16 protein-coding genes and 2 pseudogenes are annotated in these 16,881 nt (G+C 69.0%); 11 read left to right on the forward strand and 7 right to left on the reverse strand.

What is annotated here, in order from left to right; genetic code table 11:
• The first annotated feature begins 60 nt into the window (after positions 1-60).
• Positions 61-1,413 carry a WS/DGAT/MGAT family O-acyltransferase gene (locus tag ON39_RS33130; protein ID WP_040740080.1) on the forward strand — a complete coding sequence of 451 codons (1,353 nt, stop codon included), beginning with the start codon at positions 61-63 and terminating at the stop codon, positions 1,411-1,413.
• A gap of 228 nt (positions 1,414-1,641) precedes the next feature.
• Positions 1,642-2,766, forward strand: coding sequence for an NAD(P)H-dependent flavin oxidoreductase (locus ON39_RS33135; RefSeq protein WP_040740082.1), 1,125 nt, complete (start codon positions 1,642-1,644; stop codon positions 2,764-2,766).
• Here ON39_RS33135 and ON39_RS33140 read toward each other — a convergent pair whose 3' ends face one another.
• Positions 2,767-3,738: a DUF5996 family protein gene (locus tag ON39_RS33140; RefSeq protein WP_040740084.1), complete on the reverse strand. Its 972-nt coding sequence runs from the start codon at positions 3,736-3,738 to the stop codon at positions 2,767-2,769.
• A 134-nt stretch (positions 3,739-3,872) separates the two neighbouring features.
• On the opposite strand from ON39_RS33140, the gene ON39_RS33145 reads away from it, so the two are divergent.
• The gene (locus tag ON39_RS33145; RefSeq protein WP_040740086.1) at positions 3,873-4,463 is read left to right on the forward strand and encodes an SRPBCC family protein; all 591 of its coding nucleotides are present in this window, start codon (positions 3,873-3,875) and stop codon (positions 4,461-4,463) included.
• 144 nt (positions 4,464-4,607) lie between these two features.
• On the opposite strand, the gene ON39_RS33150 is transcribed toward ON39_RS33145, so the two are convergent.
• Positions 4,608-5,384, reverse strand: coding sequence for a GntR family transcriptional regulator (locus tag ON39_RS33150; RefSeq protein ID WP_040740088.1), 777 nt, complete (start codon positions 5,382-5,384; stop codon positions 4,608-4,610).
• Between the two features lie 107 nt (positions 5,385-5,491).
• On the opposite strand from ON39_RS33150, the gene ON39_RS33155 reads away from it, so the two are divergent.
• The 4 genes from ON39_RS33155 to ON39_RS33170 all read left to right on the forward strand — a co-directional run bounded on the left by ON39_RS33155 (position 5,492) and on the right by ON39_RS33170 (position 9,010).
• Positions 5,492-6,982 carry an ABC1 kinase family protein gene (locus ON39_RS33155; RefSeq protein ID WP_246002902.1) on the forward strand — a complete coding sequence of 497 codons (1,491 nt, stop codon included), beginning with the start codon at positions 5,492-5,494 and terminating at the stop codon, positions 6,980-6,982.
• Positions 6,983-7,134: 152 nt separating this feature from the next.
• Positions 7,135-7,410 (forward strand): DoxX-related protein, encoded by a 276-nt coding sequence (locus tag ON39_RS33160; RefSeq protein WP_051187433.1) that lies wholly within the window; start codon positions 7,135-7,137, stop codon positions 7,408-7,410.
• Positions 7,411-7,512: 102 nt separating this feature from the next.
• Complete coding sequence (locus ON39_RS33165) at positions 7,513-8,304, forward strand: 2OG-Fe(II) oxygenase family protein (protein ID WP_051187426.1); 792 nt, start codon at positions 7,513-7,515, stop codon at positions 8,302-8,304.
• A complete protein-coding gene (locus tag ON39_RS33170) occupies positions 8,291-9,010 on the forward strand; it encodes an SDR family NAD(P)-dependent oxidoreductase (protein ID WP_051187427.1) in 720 nt (239 codons plus the stop codon). The genes ON39_RS33165 and ON39_RS33170 overlap by 14 nt, the downstream gene beginning before the upstream one ends.
• A gap of 17 nt (positions 9,011-9,027) precedes the next feature.
• Here the strand turns inward: ON39_RS33170 and ON39_RS33175 are convergent, their stop codons facing one another.
• Together ON39_RS33175 and ON39_RS33180 are read right to left on the reverse strand one after the other, a co-directional pair.
• Complete coding sequence (locus ON39_RS33175; protein WP_051187428.1) at positions 9,028-9,864, reverse strand: SDR family NAD(P)-dependent oxidoreductase; 837 nt, start codon at positions 9,862-9,864, stop codon at positions 9,028-9,030.
• A 68-nt stretch (positions 9,865-9,932) separates the two neighbouring features.
• Positions 9,933-10,790, reverse strand: coding sequence for a polysaccharide deacetylase family protein (locus ON39_RS33180; RefSeq protein ID WP_040740089.1), 858 nt, complete (start codon positions 10,788-10,790; stop codon positions 9,933-9,935).
• A 272-nt stretch (positions 10,791-11,062) separates the two neighbouring features.
• Between ON39_RS33180 and ON39_RS33185 the strand changes: the two genes are divergently transcribed.
• Positions 11,063-13,435, forward strand: coding sequence for a lysylphosphatidylglycerol synthase transmembrane domain-containing protein (locus ON39_RS33185; RefSeq protein ID WP_040740091.1), 2,373 nt, complete (start codon positions 11,063-11,065; stop codon positions 13,433-13,435).
• On the opposite strand, the gene ON39_RS33190 is transcribed toward ON39_RS33185, so the two are convergent.
• Positions 13,432-14,145, reverse strand: a complete 714-nt coding sequence (locus tag ON39_RS33190) for a class I SAM-dependent methyltransferase (RefSeq protein ID WP_051187429.1) — start codon at positions 14,143-14,145, stop codon at positions 13,432-13,434. The two genes, ON39_RS33185 and ON39_RS33190, sit on opposite strands and share 4 nt — an antisense overlap.
• A gap of 110 nt (positions 14,146-14,255) precedes the next feature.
• Between ON39_RS33190 and ON39_RS33195 the strand changes: the two genes are divergently transcribed.
• The gene (locus ON39_RS33195) at positions 14,256-14,840 is read left to right on the forward strand and encodes a TetR/AcrR family transcriptional regulator (RefSeq protein ID WP_246002903.1); all 585 of its coding nucleotides are present in this window, start codon (positions 14,256-14,258) and stop codon (positions 14,838-14,840) included.
• Position 14,841: 1 nt separating this feature from the next.
• Here ON39_RS33195 and ON39_RS33200 read toward each other — a convergent pair whose 3' ends face one another.
• Positions 14,842-15,180 (reverse strand): cupin domain-containing protein, encoded by a 339-nt coding sequence (locus tag ON39_RS33200; RefSeq protein ID WP_040740093.1) that lies wholly within the window; start codon positions 15,178-15,180, stop codon positions 14,842-14,844.
• A 64-nt stretch (positions 15,181-15,244) separates the two neighbouring features.
• Between ON39_RS33200 and ON39_RS50900 the strand changes: the two are divergent.
• Together ON39_RS50900 and ON39_RS33205 are read left to right on the forward strand one after the other, a co-directional pair.
• A pseudogene (locus tag ON39_RS50900) lies at positions 15,245-15,370 on the forward strand (hypothetical protein); the annotation flags it as partial.
• A gap of 73 nt (positions 15,371-15,443) precedes the next feature.
• Entirely contained in the window at positions 15,444-16,574 is a 1,131-nt protein-coding gene (locus tag ON39_RS33205) for an aminotransferase-like domain-containing protein (protein ID WP_246002904.1), read from the forward strand.
• A gap of 28 nt (positions 16,575-16,602) precedes the next feature.
• On the opposite strand, the pseudogene ON39_RS33210 reads toward ON39_RS33205, so the two are convergent.
• Positions 16,603-16,881, reverse strand: a pseudogene (locus tag ON39_RS33210) (nitronate monooxygenase); the annotation flags it as partial.

Consider the following 16,881-nt stretch of genomic DNA (forward strand, 5'->3'; position numbering starts at 1 on the left):
CCCGCCCGACAACGTGGTCGATCCATTTGCACACCACGCCTGTCGCCAGGGAGCAACACCATGGACCTCATCGCGCCTATTGATGCCGTTTTCCTGCTCGCCGAGTCCCGCGAACATCCGATGCACGTCGGCTCCCTCCAGCTTTTCGAGGCGCCCGAGGACGCCGGGCCCGATTTCGCCCGGCAGACCTACGAGAAGTTGTTGTCCTGCAAGGACATCGACGCGACGTTCCGTAAACGACCGGCCACCCTGTTCGGCGCGCCGCGCATGGCGTGGACCACCGAGGACGACGTCGAGCTCGAGTACCACGTCCGCCGCCAGGCCGTCCCCCGGCCGGGCGGGACGGACCAGCTGGTCGAGCTCGCGTCGAGCCTGCACAGCGCCCTGCTCGACCGGCATCGCCCGCTGTGGGAGATCCACCTGATCGAGGGCCTCGCGGACGGTCGCTTCGCCGTCTACTCGAAGATGCACCACGCCCTGATCGACGGCGTCTCCGCACAGCGGTTGATCCAGCGGACGCTGACCAGTGAGCCCGCCGGCGAGGCGCGGGTCCCGTGGAATCTGCCGAGGACACCGCGCACGCCGGCGACCGATTCGTCCGCCGGACTGCTCGGCGCGGCCCGAAACCTGTTGTCGGCGGCGGCTTCCGGCCCGACGCTGCTGCGCACGGCCCGCGCCGTGCTGCTCGAGCAGCAGCTGACCATGCCGTTCGAGGCGCCGCGCACGATGTTCAACGTGCCGATCGGCGGGGCGCGCCGCACCGTGGTCCGCTCGTGGCCGCTGGAGCGGATCAAGCAGGTGAAGAAGGCGACCGGCGCGACCGTCAACGACGTGGTGCTCACCATGTCCGCCGGCGCGCTGCGCTCCTACCTGGCCGAGCGAGACGCGTTGCCGGACAAGCCGTTGATCGCGATGGTGCCGATGTCGCTGCGCTCGCCCGACGACGTGGCGACCGACGGCGTGAAGGTCGGCGCCGTGCTGTGCAATCTCGGCACCGACGTCGCCGACCCGCTCGACCGACTACAGGTGGTCGGCGAATCCATGCGCAAGAGCAAGGACGTCTACAGCTCGCTGTCGAGCATCCAGACGATGGCGCTGTCCGCGCTGATGGTCAGCCCGATCGCGCTCAGCCTGCTGCCCGGCCTGGTCCCGCTGACCAATCCGGCGTTCAACATTGTCATCTCGAACGTGCCCGGCCCGCGCGAGCCCATGTACTGGAACGGCGCCCGCCTCGACGCCACCTACCCGATGTCCATCCCGTTCGACGGTCAGGCGGTAAACATCACTCTGACCACCAACGGGGACAATCTCGACTTCGGCGTGGTCGGCTGCCGCCGCAGCGTGCCGGAGCTTCCGCGCCTGCTCGATCACCTGGAGAACGCGCTGAGCGAGCTGGAGTCGGCCGCCGTCTGACCGAAGCCTGCCGGGCAAAACTAGAACGTGTTACTGTCACCCTATGGTGCTGAGACCAGTCGAGGACGTCGCGGCCGCGCAACGGCGATACCCGCGGCTCGCGACCGATTCGACGGGTCGGGGTCCGAGCATGCTCCGGCGGGCACCGCGAACAACTATGTAACTCGTTCTAGGACAAGCTGCCGTCGTCGCTCGCGGCGCAGGAGCAGCGAGGGAGACCAGCAGGCCATGCGTACCGAAATATGCGAACGGCTCGGGATCGAATTCCCCATCTTCGCGTTCACCCACTGCCGCGACGTGGCGGCCGCGGTCAGCAATGCCGGCGGGCTCGGCGTGCTCGGTGCGGTCGGCTTCACCGCCGAGGAGCTCGAGATCGAGCTGGCCTGGCTCGACGAACACGTGCACGGCGTGTACGGGGTCGACCTGGTGATTCCGAGCAAGTACGAGGGCAAGGGCATCGACGGCCTCAGCCCCGAAGAGCTGGAAGCCAAACTGGCGGAACTGGTTCCGAGCGGGCACCGCGATTTCGCGGAGAAGATCCTCGCCGACCACGGCGTGCCGGCGCTGCCCGACGGCGAGCGGCACAACCAGTTGCTCGGCTGGACCGCGACGACCGCGGCCCCGCAGGTCGAGGTGATCCTGCGGCACCCCAAGGCCAAGCTCGTCGCCAACGCGCTCGGCACCCCGCCCGACGACGTGATCAAGCAGGTTCAGGACTCCGGCAGGCTGATCGGCGCGCTGTGCGGCTCGGTCAAGCACGCGCTCAACCACAAGAACGCCGGCCTGGACTTCGTGGTCTGCCAGGGTACCGAGGGCGGCGGGCACTGCGGCGAGATCTCGTCGCTGGTGCTGTGGCCGCAGGTGATCGACGCCGTCGGCGACCTGCCGGTGCTCGCGGCGGGCGGCATCGGCAACGGCCGCCAGGTCGCCGCCGCCATGGCGATGGGCGCGGCGGGCGCGTGGACCGGCTCGCTGTGGCTGACCGTCGAGGAGGCCAATGTGCCGCCCGCGCAGATGCAGACCTACATCGACGCGTCCAGCCACGACACCGTGCGCTCGCGCTCGTGGACCGGCAAGCCGTGCCGCATGCTGCGCAACGACTGGACCGACGCCTGGGAGCAGGCCGACACCCCCGACCCGCTGCCCATGCCGCTGCAGATGATGGTGGCCCTGGACGGCGTCAAGCGCGGGCACCGCTACCCCGAGGCCGCCAAGGACGTGAACTTCAACCCGGTCGGCCAGGTGGTCGGCATGATGACCAAGGTCGAGCGGTCCGCGGACGTGGTGAACCGGCTGATCCAGGAGTATGTCGAGTCCTGCGATCGGCTCAACAAGCTCAACGGCGGGCTCTGATCACTCCGGCCATTCGGGCCAGCCTTTTTCGCGCAGCACCGGGTCGGTGACGCCGCCCCAGCAGGTCAGCTGGTCGGTGTCCCACCCGGCCAGCTCGGCCCCGTTGGCGTAGACGGACTGGAAGAACTCGCGGGCGGACCCGACCGGGTCCTCCGTCGCGCGGGCGGCGTCATAGGGGTAGTAGGCCGAGTGGCCCGCGCCGGAGGCCACCCAGTGGGCGCCGGCCGGGCTCAGCGGGCGTTCGGCCAGCCCGGCGGGCTCGGGCGCGGTGTAGGAGTAGAAGGTCGGCTCGGGCACCTTGTCGTCGCCGAACCAGAAACCGGCGCTGATCACCTCGCGCGAGTACGCCTCGCGGGTCACCGAATCCACCGTCTCCGGCAGCTCGATATGCCGCGGCGAGAATCGCTGCACCGCGATATCGAAGGTGTGCCAGAACAATTGAACGGGGCTGATCTTGCCCGAGTAGGTCGCGCTGAACTCCTCGAGCACCCGTCCGACCTGGCTCTGCACCCGGAAGGCGTGGCGCGCCCGGTCCGGGTCGTAGTCGCGGTGCTCGTCGTCGTCCTCGAACGGCCTGCGCGCGTCGGGCAGGTCGAACGGGTGCGGGTGCGCGAGGGTGACCTCGATGTCGAGGTCGCGCAGCCCGTTGCGCACGTCGCCGTAGAAGGTGGCCACCGACTGGTCGACGAGGTCGATCTCGACCTGGGCGCCCTGATCCGTGGCTATCCGCAGCACGTGGTCGAAGAAGTCGAACGCGCAGGTGAAGACCGGGCCGTTGCGCGCGGATCCGAGCGGGACGGTGGTCCAGCCGCGCGCGGTGAGCCGGTAGGTCATGTGCCACCAGTGGTTGCGCCGGACGCCCTTGGCCAGCGCCACCTTGCCGACGATCTGGGCGAAGCGGTGCAGTGTCTCCTTGGTCGGCCGCCAGGATTCGAGCGGAATCGCGGGCAATGGGTCGAATGAGACGGTCATGCCGGAAACGGTACGCCGCGGCCGAGCCCGGGCCCGTCAGGTCATCCGACCCAACTCTTCCTTGATTGTCCCAGACAGTATACGCTCCTGTCAGCGACCCTCGAAACACGAAGCAGGCCAAGGGAGTAACTCGGATGATCTGGCTCGTCATCGCCGTCGTACTGCTCGTCCTGGCGCTCGCCGCAGTGGTGGCGTCGGCCGTGTTGCGGCGCTGGACCAAGACCGTGCTCGCGGGTGGCGGCAACCCGCTCAGGCCCGTCCGCGCCGACGAACTCCGGCGCTTCATCGAGCGCAAGGCGGCCTTCGTGGTCACGACCGAGCAGACCTTCGACGCCGCCGCCGAGCACGTCTGGGCGGCGCTCGACACCGACGGCCTGTTCTCCTGGCTCCCCGTGATCAATGGCATGCGTTACCGCGACCAAGACCGAACTGTCGGTGTCACAAGGGTTTTCGACGGATTTCTCGTCGCAGGCGCGGAACGGGCGATCGTTCGGGAGCAGGGGCGCAGGCTCGCGTTCACGGCGATCAGTTCCTCGGTGCCGTTCGTGCTGAAGTCGATCGCGGAGGAATATGTGCTCACCCCAACGGATTCCGGGGCGACCACACTCACCTGGACACTGGCCGCGCATCCGCGCTTCGCCCTGCTGGTGCCGTATCGGCTCTTCGTCCCGCTTGCGCGGCCGGTGGCGCGGTGGAACCTGCGCGGACTGGCCACGCGGATGTGATCGGTCGCCCCGGCGAGCAGCCATAAAGACACCCCTCCGCCAAATCGTCTGGGACAGAACGAGTCTGAGGCAATGCGACAACAAGCGCCGAATTCACCCAGCGTTACGCCGGCCGATGCCGAGCGCGGGAAGGCCAGACCGCCGTCAGGCGGTGGCGGCGTGCCCGTCGGCCGTTTGCTCCTCGGATGCGCCGACCAGCTCGTCGAAGCGCAGGATCACCCGCTCGTGGTACATCCCGAACAGATCCTCGAACAGCGCGACCTGCGCCTCGGACGGCCCGGAACCGGAGTCCCACACCGCGGCGAGCGCCCGCCAGACGAGCACGTGCAGGTCCGGCGCGCCGGCGAAGAACGCCTCGACCGCCTCCGGCACCTCGAGCACCATCTCACCGATCGAGTTCAGAATCGCCCGCTGCATGGTCAGACCGAGCGCGGTGAGCAGTCTGCGCACCAGGCCGACCTCGATGGCGAGGATCTGGCGCAGATCCGGATCGTCCTGCCGGGCAATGGCTTCGAGCTTGTCGATCTCGGCCTTGAGCACCGCCTGATCGATCGCCTGCTCGCTGCCAGTGTAGGCGAGCAGCGTGTCCATCACGATGCCGCGCTCGACGTCGACGATGTCGCGGAACATCTCGATCGCGACGTCCGGCCGCGGGATCGAGAAGCGGAACAGCTGCCGATACACATCGACGCCGCCGGCCTCGCGGACGTCGCGAATGGTGAAGCCCTTGCCGCGGCGCGCCTCGACGAACCCGTTCGTCTCCAGCCGTCCCAGCGTCAGCTGCGCGGTCGCCCGGTTCATGTCGAACTCCTCGGCCACCTGACGCACCGACGGCATGAGATCCCCCGGCTGATACTCCCCCGCGGCAACCCGGCGCGCCAACTCGTCGGCAACGTCGGCGACTACCGTCTGGGATCCCATCGAAGTCACCTCTCGACTACGTTCGAAATACGTCCCAGACAGTCTAAGCCCTACTGTGCCAGACTGCACGTGTGCGACACTGGTCGGCGCACAGTGTGAGGTGAGTCATGGCTATCCAGCGCAGCGGCGACGGTTCTGACGCGGGTTCGACGGGCAGGCGCTCGCGTCTGTTCACGTCGCGGATCGACGGTAAACCCCCTGTTCGCGCGGCTGTGCGCAATGCCAAGCTGGCCGCGCTGCCGATCGCCTTCGCTGGACGCCAGGCCGCGGGCGTCGGCAAGCGGGCACTCGGCAGATCGGCCGAAGAAGTCAATCGCGAGATCCAATTGCGCACCGCCCAGCACATGTTCGAGGTGCTCGGCGAGCTCAAGGGCTGCGCCGCGAAACTCGGTCAGCTGCTTGCCATTTACGAGCTCGGGCTGCCGCCGGAGATAGCCGAGCCGTACCGGATCGCGCTGAGTCAGCTTCAGGATTCGGCGCCCATCATGCTGCCGAAGACCGTGCACGAGGCCATCGCGGCCAGCATGGGCGAGGACTGGCGCTGGCATTTCCGGGAATTCGACGATCGGCGCGCCGCCGCCGCCTCGCTCGGCCAGGTGCATCGCGCGGTCTGGCACGACGGCAGGCCGGTCGCGGTCAAGGTGATGTACCCCGGCGGCCGCCAGGCCATCGAGGCCGATCTCGAGCAACTGCGGCGGATCTCGCACCTGGCCTCGGTCTTCCTGCCCGGCGCCGACGTCAAGGCGGTCACCGAGGCCATCTGCGACTGCGTCCGTCAGGAGTTGGACTACGCGGCCGAGGCCGAGCACCAGCGCGCCTTCGCCGCGGCCTACGCCGACGACCCGGATTTCTTTGTGCCGCATGTCGTGGCCCAGCGCGGCGACGTGCTGATCACCGAGTGGGTCGAGGGCACGCCGCTGACCCGCATCGTGGCCTCGGGCGCGCAGGCCGAGCGCGACCGGGTGGGCATGCTGATGGTCCGCTTCGTCACCTCCGGCTGGGGCGTGCACGGGCTGCTCTACGCGGACCCGCACCCCGGCAACTTCCGGGTGCTGCCGGACGGGCGGCTCGGCGTGGTCGACTTCGGCGCCTGTTGTGCTTGGCCGCCTGCGGGTTTCGAGGAGCTGGCGATCGACTACTGCAAGGCCTTCTTCAACGGCGGCGGGCCGGCGAAGCTCGAGGAGGCCACGCGGCGGCACGGTTTCGTCGCCTCGGGTCGCGCGTTCGACACCGAGGAGCTCTACGCCATCGTCGCGCCGTGCAGCGAGCCGTTCAAGCACGCGACGTATCGGATGACCACGCCCTGGCTGCGCAAGCAGGTGCTGCGCACCACGAACCCCCGGCTGACGAACGTGGTGCGGGAGATGACGATGCCCGCCTACTTCACCCCGTTCGCCAGGGCGGCGCTCACACTGATCGGCGTGCTCAGCCAGCTGGAGACCGAGGGCCCGTACCGCGACGAGATCCTGCGCTGGCTGCCGGGCCTCGCCGAGGCGCTCGCGGTGGCCGAGGAGCCGCAGGCGCAGCGGCCGGTGGACCTGGCCGCGGTGCGCGAGCGGCGCACCGACGCGCAGAACCGGCAGATGTCGGTCGGCTGAGGCGCACGCCCTGCCCACTGGCTCATCTGTCCCAGACAATGCTAGCTTCGATGGGGACTACCATCCGCGACCCATCGAGGAGAGACATGCGCACGAAAACCATCGGTCGTCGCAGACGAGACCGGACGGACAGGCCACAGCAGCGTCCGGTCGTGATCAAGCAGCGAACCCCCGACAGCGTGCGCGCACGGGCCTTCGGCCTCGGCCTCGCTGGCACCGGCGCGGCCCACTTCACCGCGCCGCGCGCCTTCGATCCCCTTACGGCGCGGGCGTTTCCACGCGCCACCCGTCGCTGGACCTACCGCAACGGCCTCACCGAACTGGTGCTCGGCCTCGCGATCACCTTCCGGCGCAGCAGGCCGATCGGGTCGATCGGCTTCATCGCCTACCTCGCGTTCCTGGGCACGCGCCTCGCCCGGCCGGCCTGACCGCACGCCGCTCCCCTGTCCGCCCGCACAAAATGAACACCACCTGCGCGGGGCGCTGAGCAGACAATAAGATCGCCAGTGGTGCGACAGGGAGGGAGTGACGTGACAACCGAGTCCGTACCGCAGGCGCAGGCGCGGCCGGAGCGGTTCGCGGATCTGTTCGCCCATCGGCGCTGGATACGCCGCACGCAGCCGTTCCCGCACGTGTACGCCAGGGATGTCTTCGTGCCGGAGTTCTATCAGCGGCTGACCGACGACCTGGCGCGGGTCCGGCGTGACAGTCCCCAGCTGTTCGGGCAGGTCGCGACGAACTACAGCGCCGACGGGATCCGCCTGGCCGACCTGCGCGACACCTCCTTCGAGGTGTTCATCTCCCGCGAGTGGCACGACCTGATCACCGGCGTCGCGGGGGTGACCGCGACCGGCGACCTCGAGGGGTCGGTGCACCATCACGCACCGGGCGCACCGTACGGATGGCCGCACAACGACCTCAACCCCGCGTGGTTCCCCGGCGAGGCGCCCGGCCCGGCGGAGGTGCGGCTGCCCGACGGCTCGGTGGAGACGAAAACCGGTGCGCGCGAACCGGGTGTGGTCGCCCGCGAGTCGATTCGCGCGGTGGCGATGCTGTTCTACCTCGGCAACCCGGACTGGCAGCCCGGCGACGGCGGCGAGACCGCGCTCTACGACAACATCGCCGAGGGCGAGAAGCTGCCCGAGCTGACGCTCGTTCCGCCGCTGGACAACTCGCTCATTCTGTTCGAGGTCACGCCGCGCACCTGGCACACCTTCGCGGGCGGGAACACCAAGGATCGCAACAGCGTGGTGATGTGGGCGCACCGGACCAAGGACGACGCGCTGGAGCGCTGGGGAGGGGACCGCATTGCCTACTGGTGAACGCCGGGTCTGCCTGATCACGGGCGCGGGCGGCACGCTCGGCAACGTGTTCTGCCGTTCGTACTACACCGACTACGACATCGTCGCGGTCTGCCGCACCCGCACGCCCGCGGTGCCGTCGCAGCTCGAGTGGTTCGTCGACCCGCTCGAGCCGGAAAAGCCGGTGCCGGAGAACGTTTCGCGGGTCTTCGTGATCCGCGCCGATCTCACCGCGCCGGGCGAGGTGGAGCGGGTGGTCGACCTCGCGCTGGCCCGGTTCGGCAAGGTCGACCTGCTGGTCAACAACGCCGCCCACGTGCAGCTGCACCCGCGCGGCATCGTGGACGGCGACGCCGCGCTGGAGCAGTTCGATCCGCATTTCACGCTGAACGTCGCTGTGCCGCTGCGCTTCTCGGCGCGCCTCGCGCAGCGGTTCTGGCTGCACGCCGGGCCGGAGAACCGCGCGGCGAACCGCAATATCGTCAACGTCTCCAGTATCTCCGGCTCGGAGGTGTATCCGGGGCAGACGCTGTACTCGGCGTCGAAGGCCGCGCTCAATCAGCTGACCCGGAATATCGCCGAGGAGTTCGGCGAGTTCGGCGTGCGGGCGAACGCCATCGCGCCGACCACGTTTCCGGCGCTGGTACCCACCGAGCAGGTCGCGAAGGCGATCGTGGAACTCGACGAGGGCAGCTATACCGGCGGCGTCTTCGGCGTCGGCGAGTAACCCGGCGAGTCCGGCGGTTACCCGGTGACCCGCTCGGACATCTCCCAGAGCTGTTGCGCCAGAGCGGCATCCACCGCCTGCTTGTTGCTGGGCGGTTCCAGCTTGAACTGGTGAAAGTACTGCCCGTTGATGTCGTCCGCCGTGGTGGCCAAGTGCACCAGCGGTTCCGAGCCCTTCTCCGGCCGGATGAAGAACGGCTTGGACAGCGGGGAGCGGATGAGCCAGCCGAGGCCGAGCGGCGCGCGGTCGTACACGTGGGTGGCCACGGCGCCCGGATGGAAGGCGGCGGTCACCAGCCCGGTGCCCGCGGTGCGGCGGGCGAGTTCCCTGGTGAACAGGATGTTCGCCAGCTTCGACGCGGCGTAGGCGCCCATCTGATTGAACGAACCCGTCGTCGCGTTGACGGTGTCGAGGTTCAGCCGCGCCATCCGGTAGGTCACGCTCGCGGTATTGATCACCCTGGCCCGCGACCGCACGAGCCGGTCGAGCAGCAGGGTGGTGAGCAGGAACGGGGACAGGTGGTTGACCTGGAAGGTCAGCTCGTTGCCGTCGTCGGTGGGGGTGCGCTTCGGCCAGGAGCCGCCCGCGTTGTTGGCGAGCACGTCGATGTGCGAATAGCGGTCGAGCAGTTGCTCCGCCAGCCTGCGCACCTCGTCGAAGCGGGCGAAGTCGGCGAGGAACGGCTCGGCCCCGGCCTTCGCGGCCACCTCGGCCGTGCGCTCCGGCGAGCGGCCGACCACCGCGACGGTGGCGCCGCGTGCGGCGAAAGTCGCCGCCGCCGCGGCGCCGATGCCGGAGCTCGCCCCGGTCACCACGATGGACTTGCCTGTCAGATCCTGGTCCTGCACAGCCATTCCGCCTCCTGGACATCGGTGTACCTGACCTGATCGTGTGCGGCGCGGGCCGTTTCGGCAAGTACGAACTACGCCGACGCCGCGAAATGCGCCGCGATCTCGTCGGTGGTGGTCAGCCACACGCCGGGGTGATTCACCACGTACTCCAGCGCCTGATCCAGATACTTGGCCCGGAAGGCCTGACCTATGACGAACGGGTGCAGCGCGAGGGCCATCACGCGGCCGCTGTCGGCGGACTCGGCGTAGAGCTGGTCGAGCTGATCCTTGACGATGCGCACGAAATCCGGCCCGCTGGTGCCCTTCGCGAGAAACAGCGTGTTGTCGTTGAGTTCGACGGTGTACGGAACGCTCAGCATCCCCGGCACATTCAGCCGATAGGGCTGGTCGTCGTTGGTCCAGTCGAGCACGTAGTCCAGGCCGAGCTCGGCCAGCAGTTCCGGCGTGCGGAAGGTCTCGGTGAGCGCGGGCCCCATCCAGCCGCGCGGCCTGCGGCCGGTGGCGCGCTCGATGGTCTCGACCACCTCGGTGAGGTACGCGCGCTCCTGCTCGACGGTCATGTCGGCCTGGAAGATCGAGTTGTTCTTGCCGTGCGCCAGCCAGGCCCAGTCCCGTGCGAGACCGGCCGTGATGATCTGCGGATTGTGCTGGACCACATCGGAATTGAGCAGCACACTGGCGCGGACGCGGTGCCGGTCCAGAATGTCGGCCAGCCGCCAGATCCCCACGCGCGGACCGTAATCGCGCCAGCCATAGTTCAGCGGATCGGGGGCGAGCCCGGCGGTGCCGGGAAAGATGCTGGTGGACGGCCGATCCACCTGGTAGTGCTCGACATTCAGGCCGACGTAGAAGGCGACCCGGGCGCCGCCGGGCCAGTGGATGGGCGCGCGTTCGGTGATGGGGCTGTAGTCGTAGAGCTCGTTGTCCATGCCGACATTCTCGAATCTCACACCTATGTCAGATTCAACCGCGACTCGGCGTGAGTTACCGCACAACCGCCGAGCCAACCGACATTCGGCCGGGCAGTCGGCGGCGTGTCGGTGTGTATTCTCCGTCGGCGGACGAAACAACTGATTTGCTGAAACACATGGGTAACTCACCGGGTACCAGCTCACTCGACCACCACGGAATCGCTGGCCGCCAACGCTACTGTCGTGGCACCTGAGTCTGGCCTGAATACTCGGAGAGGCGGATAGGCGACATGCGAGTCGACGGGCGGGAGATCCCGGTAACGGGCAGCCTGCTGCAACCGCTGATTCGGCGGACGAGTGACATCATCCGCGTCGTGCTCGCGGTACTCGGGGTGGCGATCGTCATCGCGGCCTCGGTGATCACCCGGCCGGAGTGGCTTGCTCTGGAACACTCGGTGTACAAGATCGTCGGCTTCCTGAACCCGGACCAGTCGAATCTGGTGTACCTGGTCTACGGCATGGCGATCCTGGCGTTGCCGTTCGCCATCCTGATCGAGCTGATCATCGGCAGGCAGTGGAAGCTGCTCGCGGGCTACGCGGCGGCGGGGCTCACCGCCGGACTGCTGCTCTCCATCACGGGCACGGGCCTCTCGGCGCCGAAATGGCATTGGCAGGTACCGGATCGGCTCGACACCTTCCTCTCGCAGTTCCTGGACGATCCGCGCTGGATCGCCATGCTCGCAGCCGTGCTCACGGTGTCGAGCCCGTGGCTGCCCAATCGGCCACGGCGGTACCTGTGGTTTCTGCTGCTGGCCTTCGCGCCGATCCATCTGGTGGTCAGCACGGTGGTGCCGGCCAGGGCGATGTTCGGGCTCGCCGTGGGCTGGCTGGTCGGCGCGGTCATCGTGCTGGTCGTCGGCACGCCCGCGCTGGAGGTGCCGCTCGACGCCGCGGTGCGCGTGCTGGATCGACGAGGGCACACGGTCACCAGATTCACCGTGGTGCACCCGGCCGGGCGCGGGCCGCTCGTGCTCGCCGCGGCCATCGACGGACCCGAACGCGGACTCGTCGTCGAGATGTACGGCAAGAACCAGCGCAGCTTCGGCGCGCTGCGCCAGCTGTGGCGCTGGCTCACCTTCCGCGCCAGCGAGACCGCGGCGCTGCACGGCTCCATGCACCGCGCGGTCGAGCACCGCGCGCTCATGACGATCGCGGTCGGCGAGCTCGGCTTGGCCAGCAGCGCGCCGGTCGCCGTCGCGGCGCTCGACCGCGGCTGGATGCTGCACGCGCACACCATGCCCAGGGGCACGCGGATCAGCTCGGCCTCCGCCGAACAGCTGGCGGGGGTGTGGAAATCGCTCGGCGAGTTGCACGCGGGGCAGATCTCGCACGGCGACCTGCGCCCGACGGAGATCCGAATCGACAACGGCACCACGCTGTTCGGCGGATTCGCCAGCGCCGAGTACGGGGCCTCGCTCAAACAGCAGCAGTCCGACATCGCGCAGCTGCTGGTGTCGACCACGGCGATCTTCGGCAAGGAGGCGGCGGTGCGCGCGGCCATCGCCTCGCTCGGTGAGCAGCAGGTGCTCGCCGCCGCGAGCCGGCTGACCAAGTCCGTCATGCCCGCCGGGCTGCGCAAGTCCGTCCCGGACTGGAAGGACGCGCTGACCGCCGCGCGCGACGAGGTGCGCAAACAGACCGGAGAGGATCGGATCCAGGCCGAACAGATCACCCGCTTCACCCGCAACCAGATCATCCAGCTCGTGCTGCTGATCGGGCTGGTCTACGTCGCGTACCCGTTCATCAGCGCGGTGCCGACGTTCTTCACCCAGCTGAAGACCGCCAACTGGTGGTGGGCGCTGCTCGGCCTGGCCGTCTCCAGCCTGACCTATGTCGGTGCGGCGGCGGCTCTGTGGGCGTGCGCGTCGGGCGCCGTGAGCCTGAAGAACCTGGTGATCATGCAGATCGCCAATACGTTCGCGGCGACGACCACCCCGGCCAGGGTGGGCGGGCTCGCGCTGAGCGTGCGGTTCCTGCAGAAGGGCGGGGTCGGCACGGTGCGCGCCACCGCGGCGGTGGCCCTGCAACAGGCGGTTCAGGTGATCACGCACCTCAGCCTGCTCGTCGTGTTCAGCGTCGCGGCGGGCACCTCCGCCGATCTGTCGCACTTCGTCCCGGACGCCACGGTGCTGTATCTGATCGCCGGGGTCGGCGTCGGCATCATCGGCACCTTCATGTTCGTGCCGAAATTGCGGCACTGGCTGAACAATTCGGTGCGGCCGCAATTGCAGGAGGTGCTCGCCGAGCTCGCCGATCTGGCGCGCGACCCCAGGCGTTTCTCTGTGATCATTCTCGGCTGCGCCGCGATCACCCTCGGCATGGCCGGGGCGCTGTGGGCCAGCGTCGAGGCCTTCGGCGGCGGCACCACCTTCGTCACCGTCACCATCGTCACCATGATCGGCGGCACGCTGGCCTCGGCGGCCCCCACCCCGGGCGGCGTCGGCGCCGTGGAGGCCGCGCTGATCGGCGGCCTCGGCGCGTTCAATGTGCCGCTGAACATCGCGGTCCCGTCGGTGCTGCTCTATCGCGTGCTCACCTGCTGGCTGCCGGTGCTGTGCGGCTGGTTCACGATGCGCTGGATGGCGGCGAAGGACATGATCTAGCGCCGGATCTCCTTGGTGGCGAGCAGGACTCCCGTCGCGGGCTCGACGGTGTGGAAGGCCACCTCGCCGAAGCCCACGTCGGTCAGCAGGTCTCGATAGCGCCGAATGTCCACCGCCACCACGGGATCCGCGTGGTGACCCGGCCCGGCGTCGTGCGTGCGCCGCGCCGCGAAGCGCGCCATTATCCGGACCACGGCGGACAACACCGGCCCCGTCGGATGGGTATCCGCCAGCAGCAGCGTGCCGCCGGGCCGCAGTATCCGGAACATCTGCGCGATCGCCGCCCGCCGGTGCTGCTCCGGGATATGGTGCATGGCGAAGGTCGAGGTCACCACATCGAAGGACGCGTCGGGCAGTGTCAGTGTCTGTGCGCTGCCGAGTTCGAATCGGCAATTCGTCGTCGCGCGGGAATGCGCGGACGCGTAGTCGATCATTTCCGCGGCCGGATCGACGCCGACGACGCGGCCGCCGGGACCTACTCGAACGGCCAGTGCACGGGCGAGATCGCCTGGGCCGCAACCTATGTCGGCGACGCTGTGGTCGGTCGCCGCCCCGCTGAGCGCGACCAGCGCAGCGTTGAGCCGACGACCACGGCCGAGCAGGAATAGCGCCTTGAAAGTGCGGTAACTCCGTGGCTTGGTAAGCAGAACACCGGTTTCGGTGTCATGGTTGCCCTGTCGAATGGAAGACTGGGGTGCGTTTTTGGTCATGTGTTCATGGTCGGGAGAGGCTGCCGCTTCGACCAGAGACAAAATTACGGAAACCGTTCCATTCGGGACGGATTCGCGACATTTGTACGGGAGGCACATTGTCGTCGGAAGTGAAAAGGCTGACGGGCAGCACGGATCGCCGGGTGCGGCGGACGAAAAGCCTGCTGCATCGGGCGTTGATCGAACTCATGCTGGAGCGCGGCTACGACCGAATCTCGGTGCGCGACATATTGCACCGGGCCGATGTCGGACGGTCCACGTTCTACGCGCATTTCCGCGACAAGGACGACCTACTCTTACTCAGCAGCACCGACTATCTGCGGGCCGCGGTGACCGCGCCGCGCGCCGAGGCGGGCGCGGAGGCGACGGCGCTGCTCGCGCCGGTGCACACGCTGTTCCAGCTGGCCGCGGCGAACCCCGAGGTGTATCAAGCCTTGCTCGGCCGCAAGAGCGGCGCCCTGCTGCTGCGCACGACGCGGCAGATGGTCGCCGAGATCCTGGCCGAGCGCCTGGCCGAGCGGCTCGACATGGACGAGGCCGAGTTCGACGCGACCGTGACGTTCCTGTCCTGGGGCGTGGTCGGCGTCCTCGGCGCGATCGCCGACGCGGACCCGCCGGTGGCGCCCGCGGAGGCGTATCGGCGCCTGGAGCAACTCGTCGGACCCGGCCTGTCCGGCCGGGTCCGATCGGGCTGACTCAGTTCCCGTACTGCACGGTCTCCGGGCGCTCGATCAACAGGGTGTGCGCGGGTCGCTCGGCGACCGGGCGGTGCCGAACACCCTTGGGCACCACGAAGAGTTCGCCGGGGTTCAAGGTGACCGGATCCTGTCCGTCCAACTCGATCCGGAACGTGCCGTCCCAGCACAGGAAGAGTTCGTCCTCGTCGTGGTGGTGCCACGGGAACTCGCCGGCCAACTGGGCGACGCGCACGACGGTGTCGTTGACGACGGCGAGTTCGCGCTGCTGAAAGGGGCCGGGCAGCCCGGCGATCGCGTCCGTGATCGAGACCGGACCGGAGATTCTTGCTGCTGTCATAGCGTCAATCCTCGAATCGCCCGGGTCGACGGACCATGGCCAATCGGGCAGAATTGGTTTGGCCATGAATCCAATCAATGTCGCCGAACGCCTCGGCCGCTGGTCGGCCGGTCGCGGCGCCTTATACGCGCTGCTGGCCGCCAGGTTGCGCCGACTGATCGATGAGGGCGAGCTCCCGCCGGGCACGCCGTTGCCACCCGACCGGGTGCTGGCCGGCACGCTCGCGGTGGGGCGCAGCACCGTCCGAGACCACCAGCGCGCCGGTGTTCCTCGACCTGCTCGAGCCCCGGCCGGGCGTGATCCCGCTGGCCTGCGCCGCGCCCGACACCCCGCCCGCGGAACTGACCGAGTGCTACGCCGCCATCCTGCCCGAGCTCGCCGCGACCACCAGCGATATCGGCTACTACCCGACCGGACACCCCAGGCTGCGGCACGCCATCGCCGAGTACTACCGCGAGCGCGGCGTGCCGACGTCGTTCGACCAGGTGCTGGTCACCACCGGTGGGCAACAAGCGCTTTCGCTGCTGGCCCGCGCCTTCCTCCAGCCCGGCGATCGCGTGCTGATGGAGGCGCCGAGCTCGCCACCGGGGCTGGAGGTGTTCCGCGCGGAAGCGGCGGCGATCCACACACTCTCGCCGGGGATGCCCGAATTCGCCGCCGCCGCAAGGGATCACCGGCCCGCGCTCGCCTACGCGATTCCGACCTTTCACAATCCGACCGGCGCGGTGCTGCCGCCGCTGGCCCGCAGGCGGCTGGCGGAGGCGGCGGCCGCGGCGGGCGTCACGCTGATCGAGGACGAGGTGCTCGCCGAGCTCGGCTTTCCCGGATTCCGCACGCCGCCACCGCTGGCCGCGCACTCGGACGCCGTGATCACCGTCGGCTCACTGAGCAAGACGGTGTGGGGCGGACTCCGCATCGGCTGGATGCGGGCCGCCGCGCCGACCATCGCCCGGCTCGCCAGGATCCGCGCGGTGCACGACCTCGGCGGCGACGTGCCCGCCCAATTGGCCGCGGCCGAGCTGATGCCGCGCCTGGCCGCCGTCTGCGCCCGGCTCGCGCCCGAGCGGCAGGCCAGGCACGATCACCTACGCGCCGAACTCGCCCGGCTGCTACCCGAGTGGCACGCGCCGGCGGTCCCGGGCGGCCAAACCCTGTGGGTGCGTTTGCCTTACGGCGACGGCACCTCGTTCGCGCAGGCCGCGCTGCGGCACGGCGTCGCGATACTGCCCGGCAGCGGGCTCGACCCGACCGGCGGCAGCGAAGACCACGTCCGCATCCACTACCTGCACCCGACGGACACGCTCACCGAGGCGGCCCGCCGGCTCGCCGAGGCCTGGCGGTCCTATCGCCCGCCGGCCCGCGCCGTCCCCTCGCCCCCGGCACTCGCGGTCTGAGCCCCGCCGAACAGGTACATGGCCCGGATCAGGCGACGACCGTCGCGGCGAGGCGAGCGGTGATGAGCTCCTCGGCCTCGCGCACCATGCGGGAGATGAGCTCGTCGCAGGTGGGAATGTCGTTGATCAGGCCCTGCACCTGACCCGCGCTCCAGATGCCCGCGTCGAGATCGCCCTCCTCGAACACGCGACGCCCGCGCGCGCCCGCTACCAGATCGCGGACGTCGTCGAAAGTGCCTCCGGCCTTCTCGATCTCGACCACCTTGCGGCTGATCTCGTTGTCGGCGACGCGGGCGGTGTTGTGCAT

The sequence above is a fragment of the Nocardia tenerifensis NBRC 101015 genome (assembly GCF_000308715.1).
In the GTDB taxonomy this organism is placed as follows: Bacteria; Actinomycetota; Actinomycetes; order Mycobacteriales; family Mycobacteriaceae; genus Nocardia; species Nocardia tenerifensis.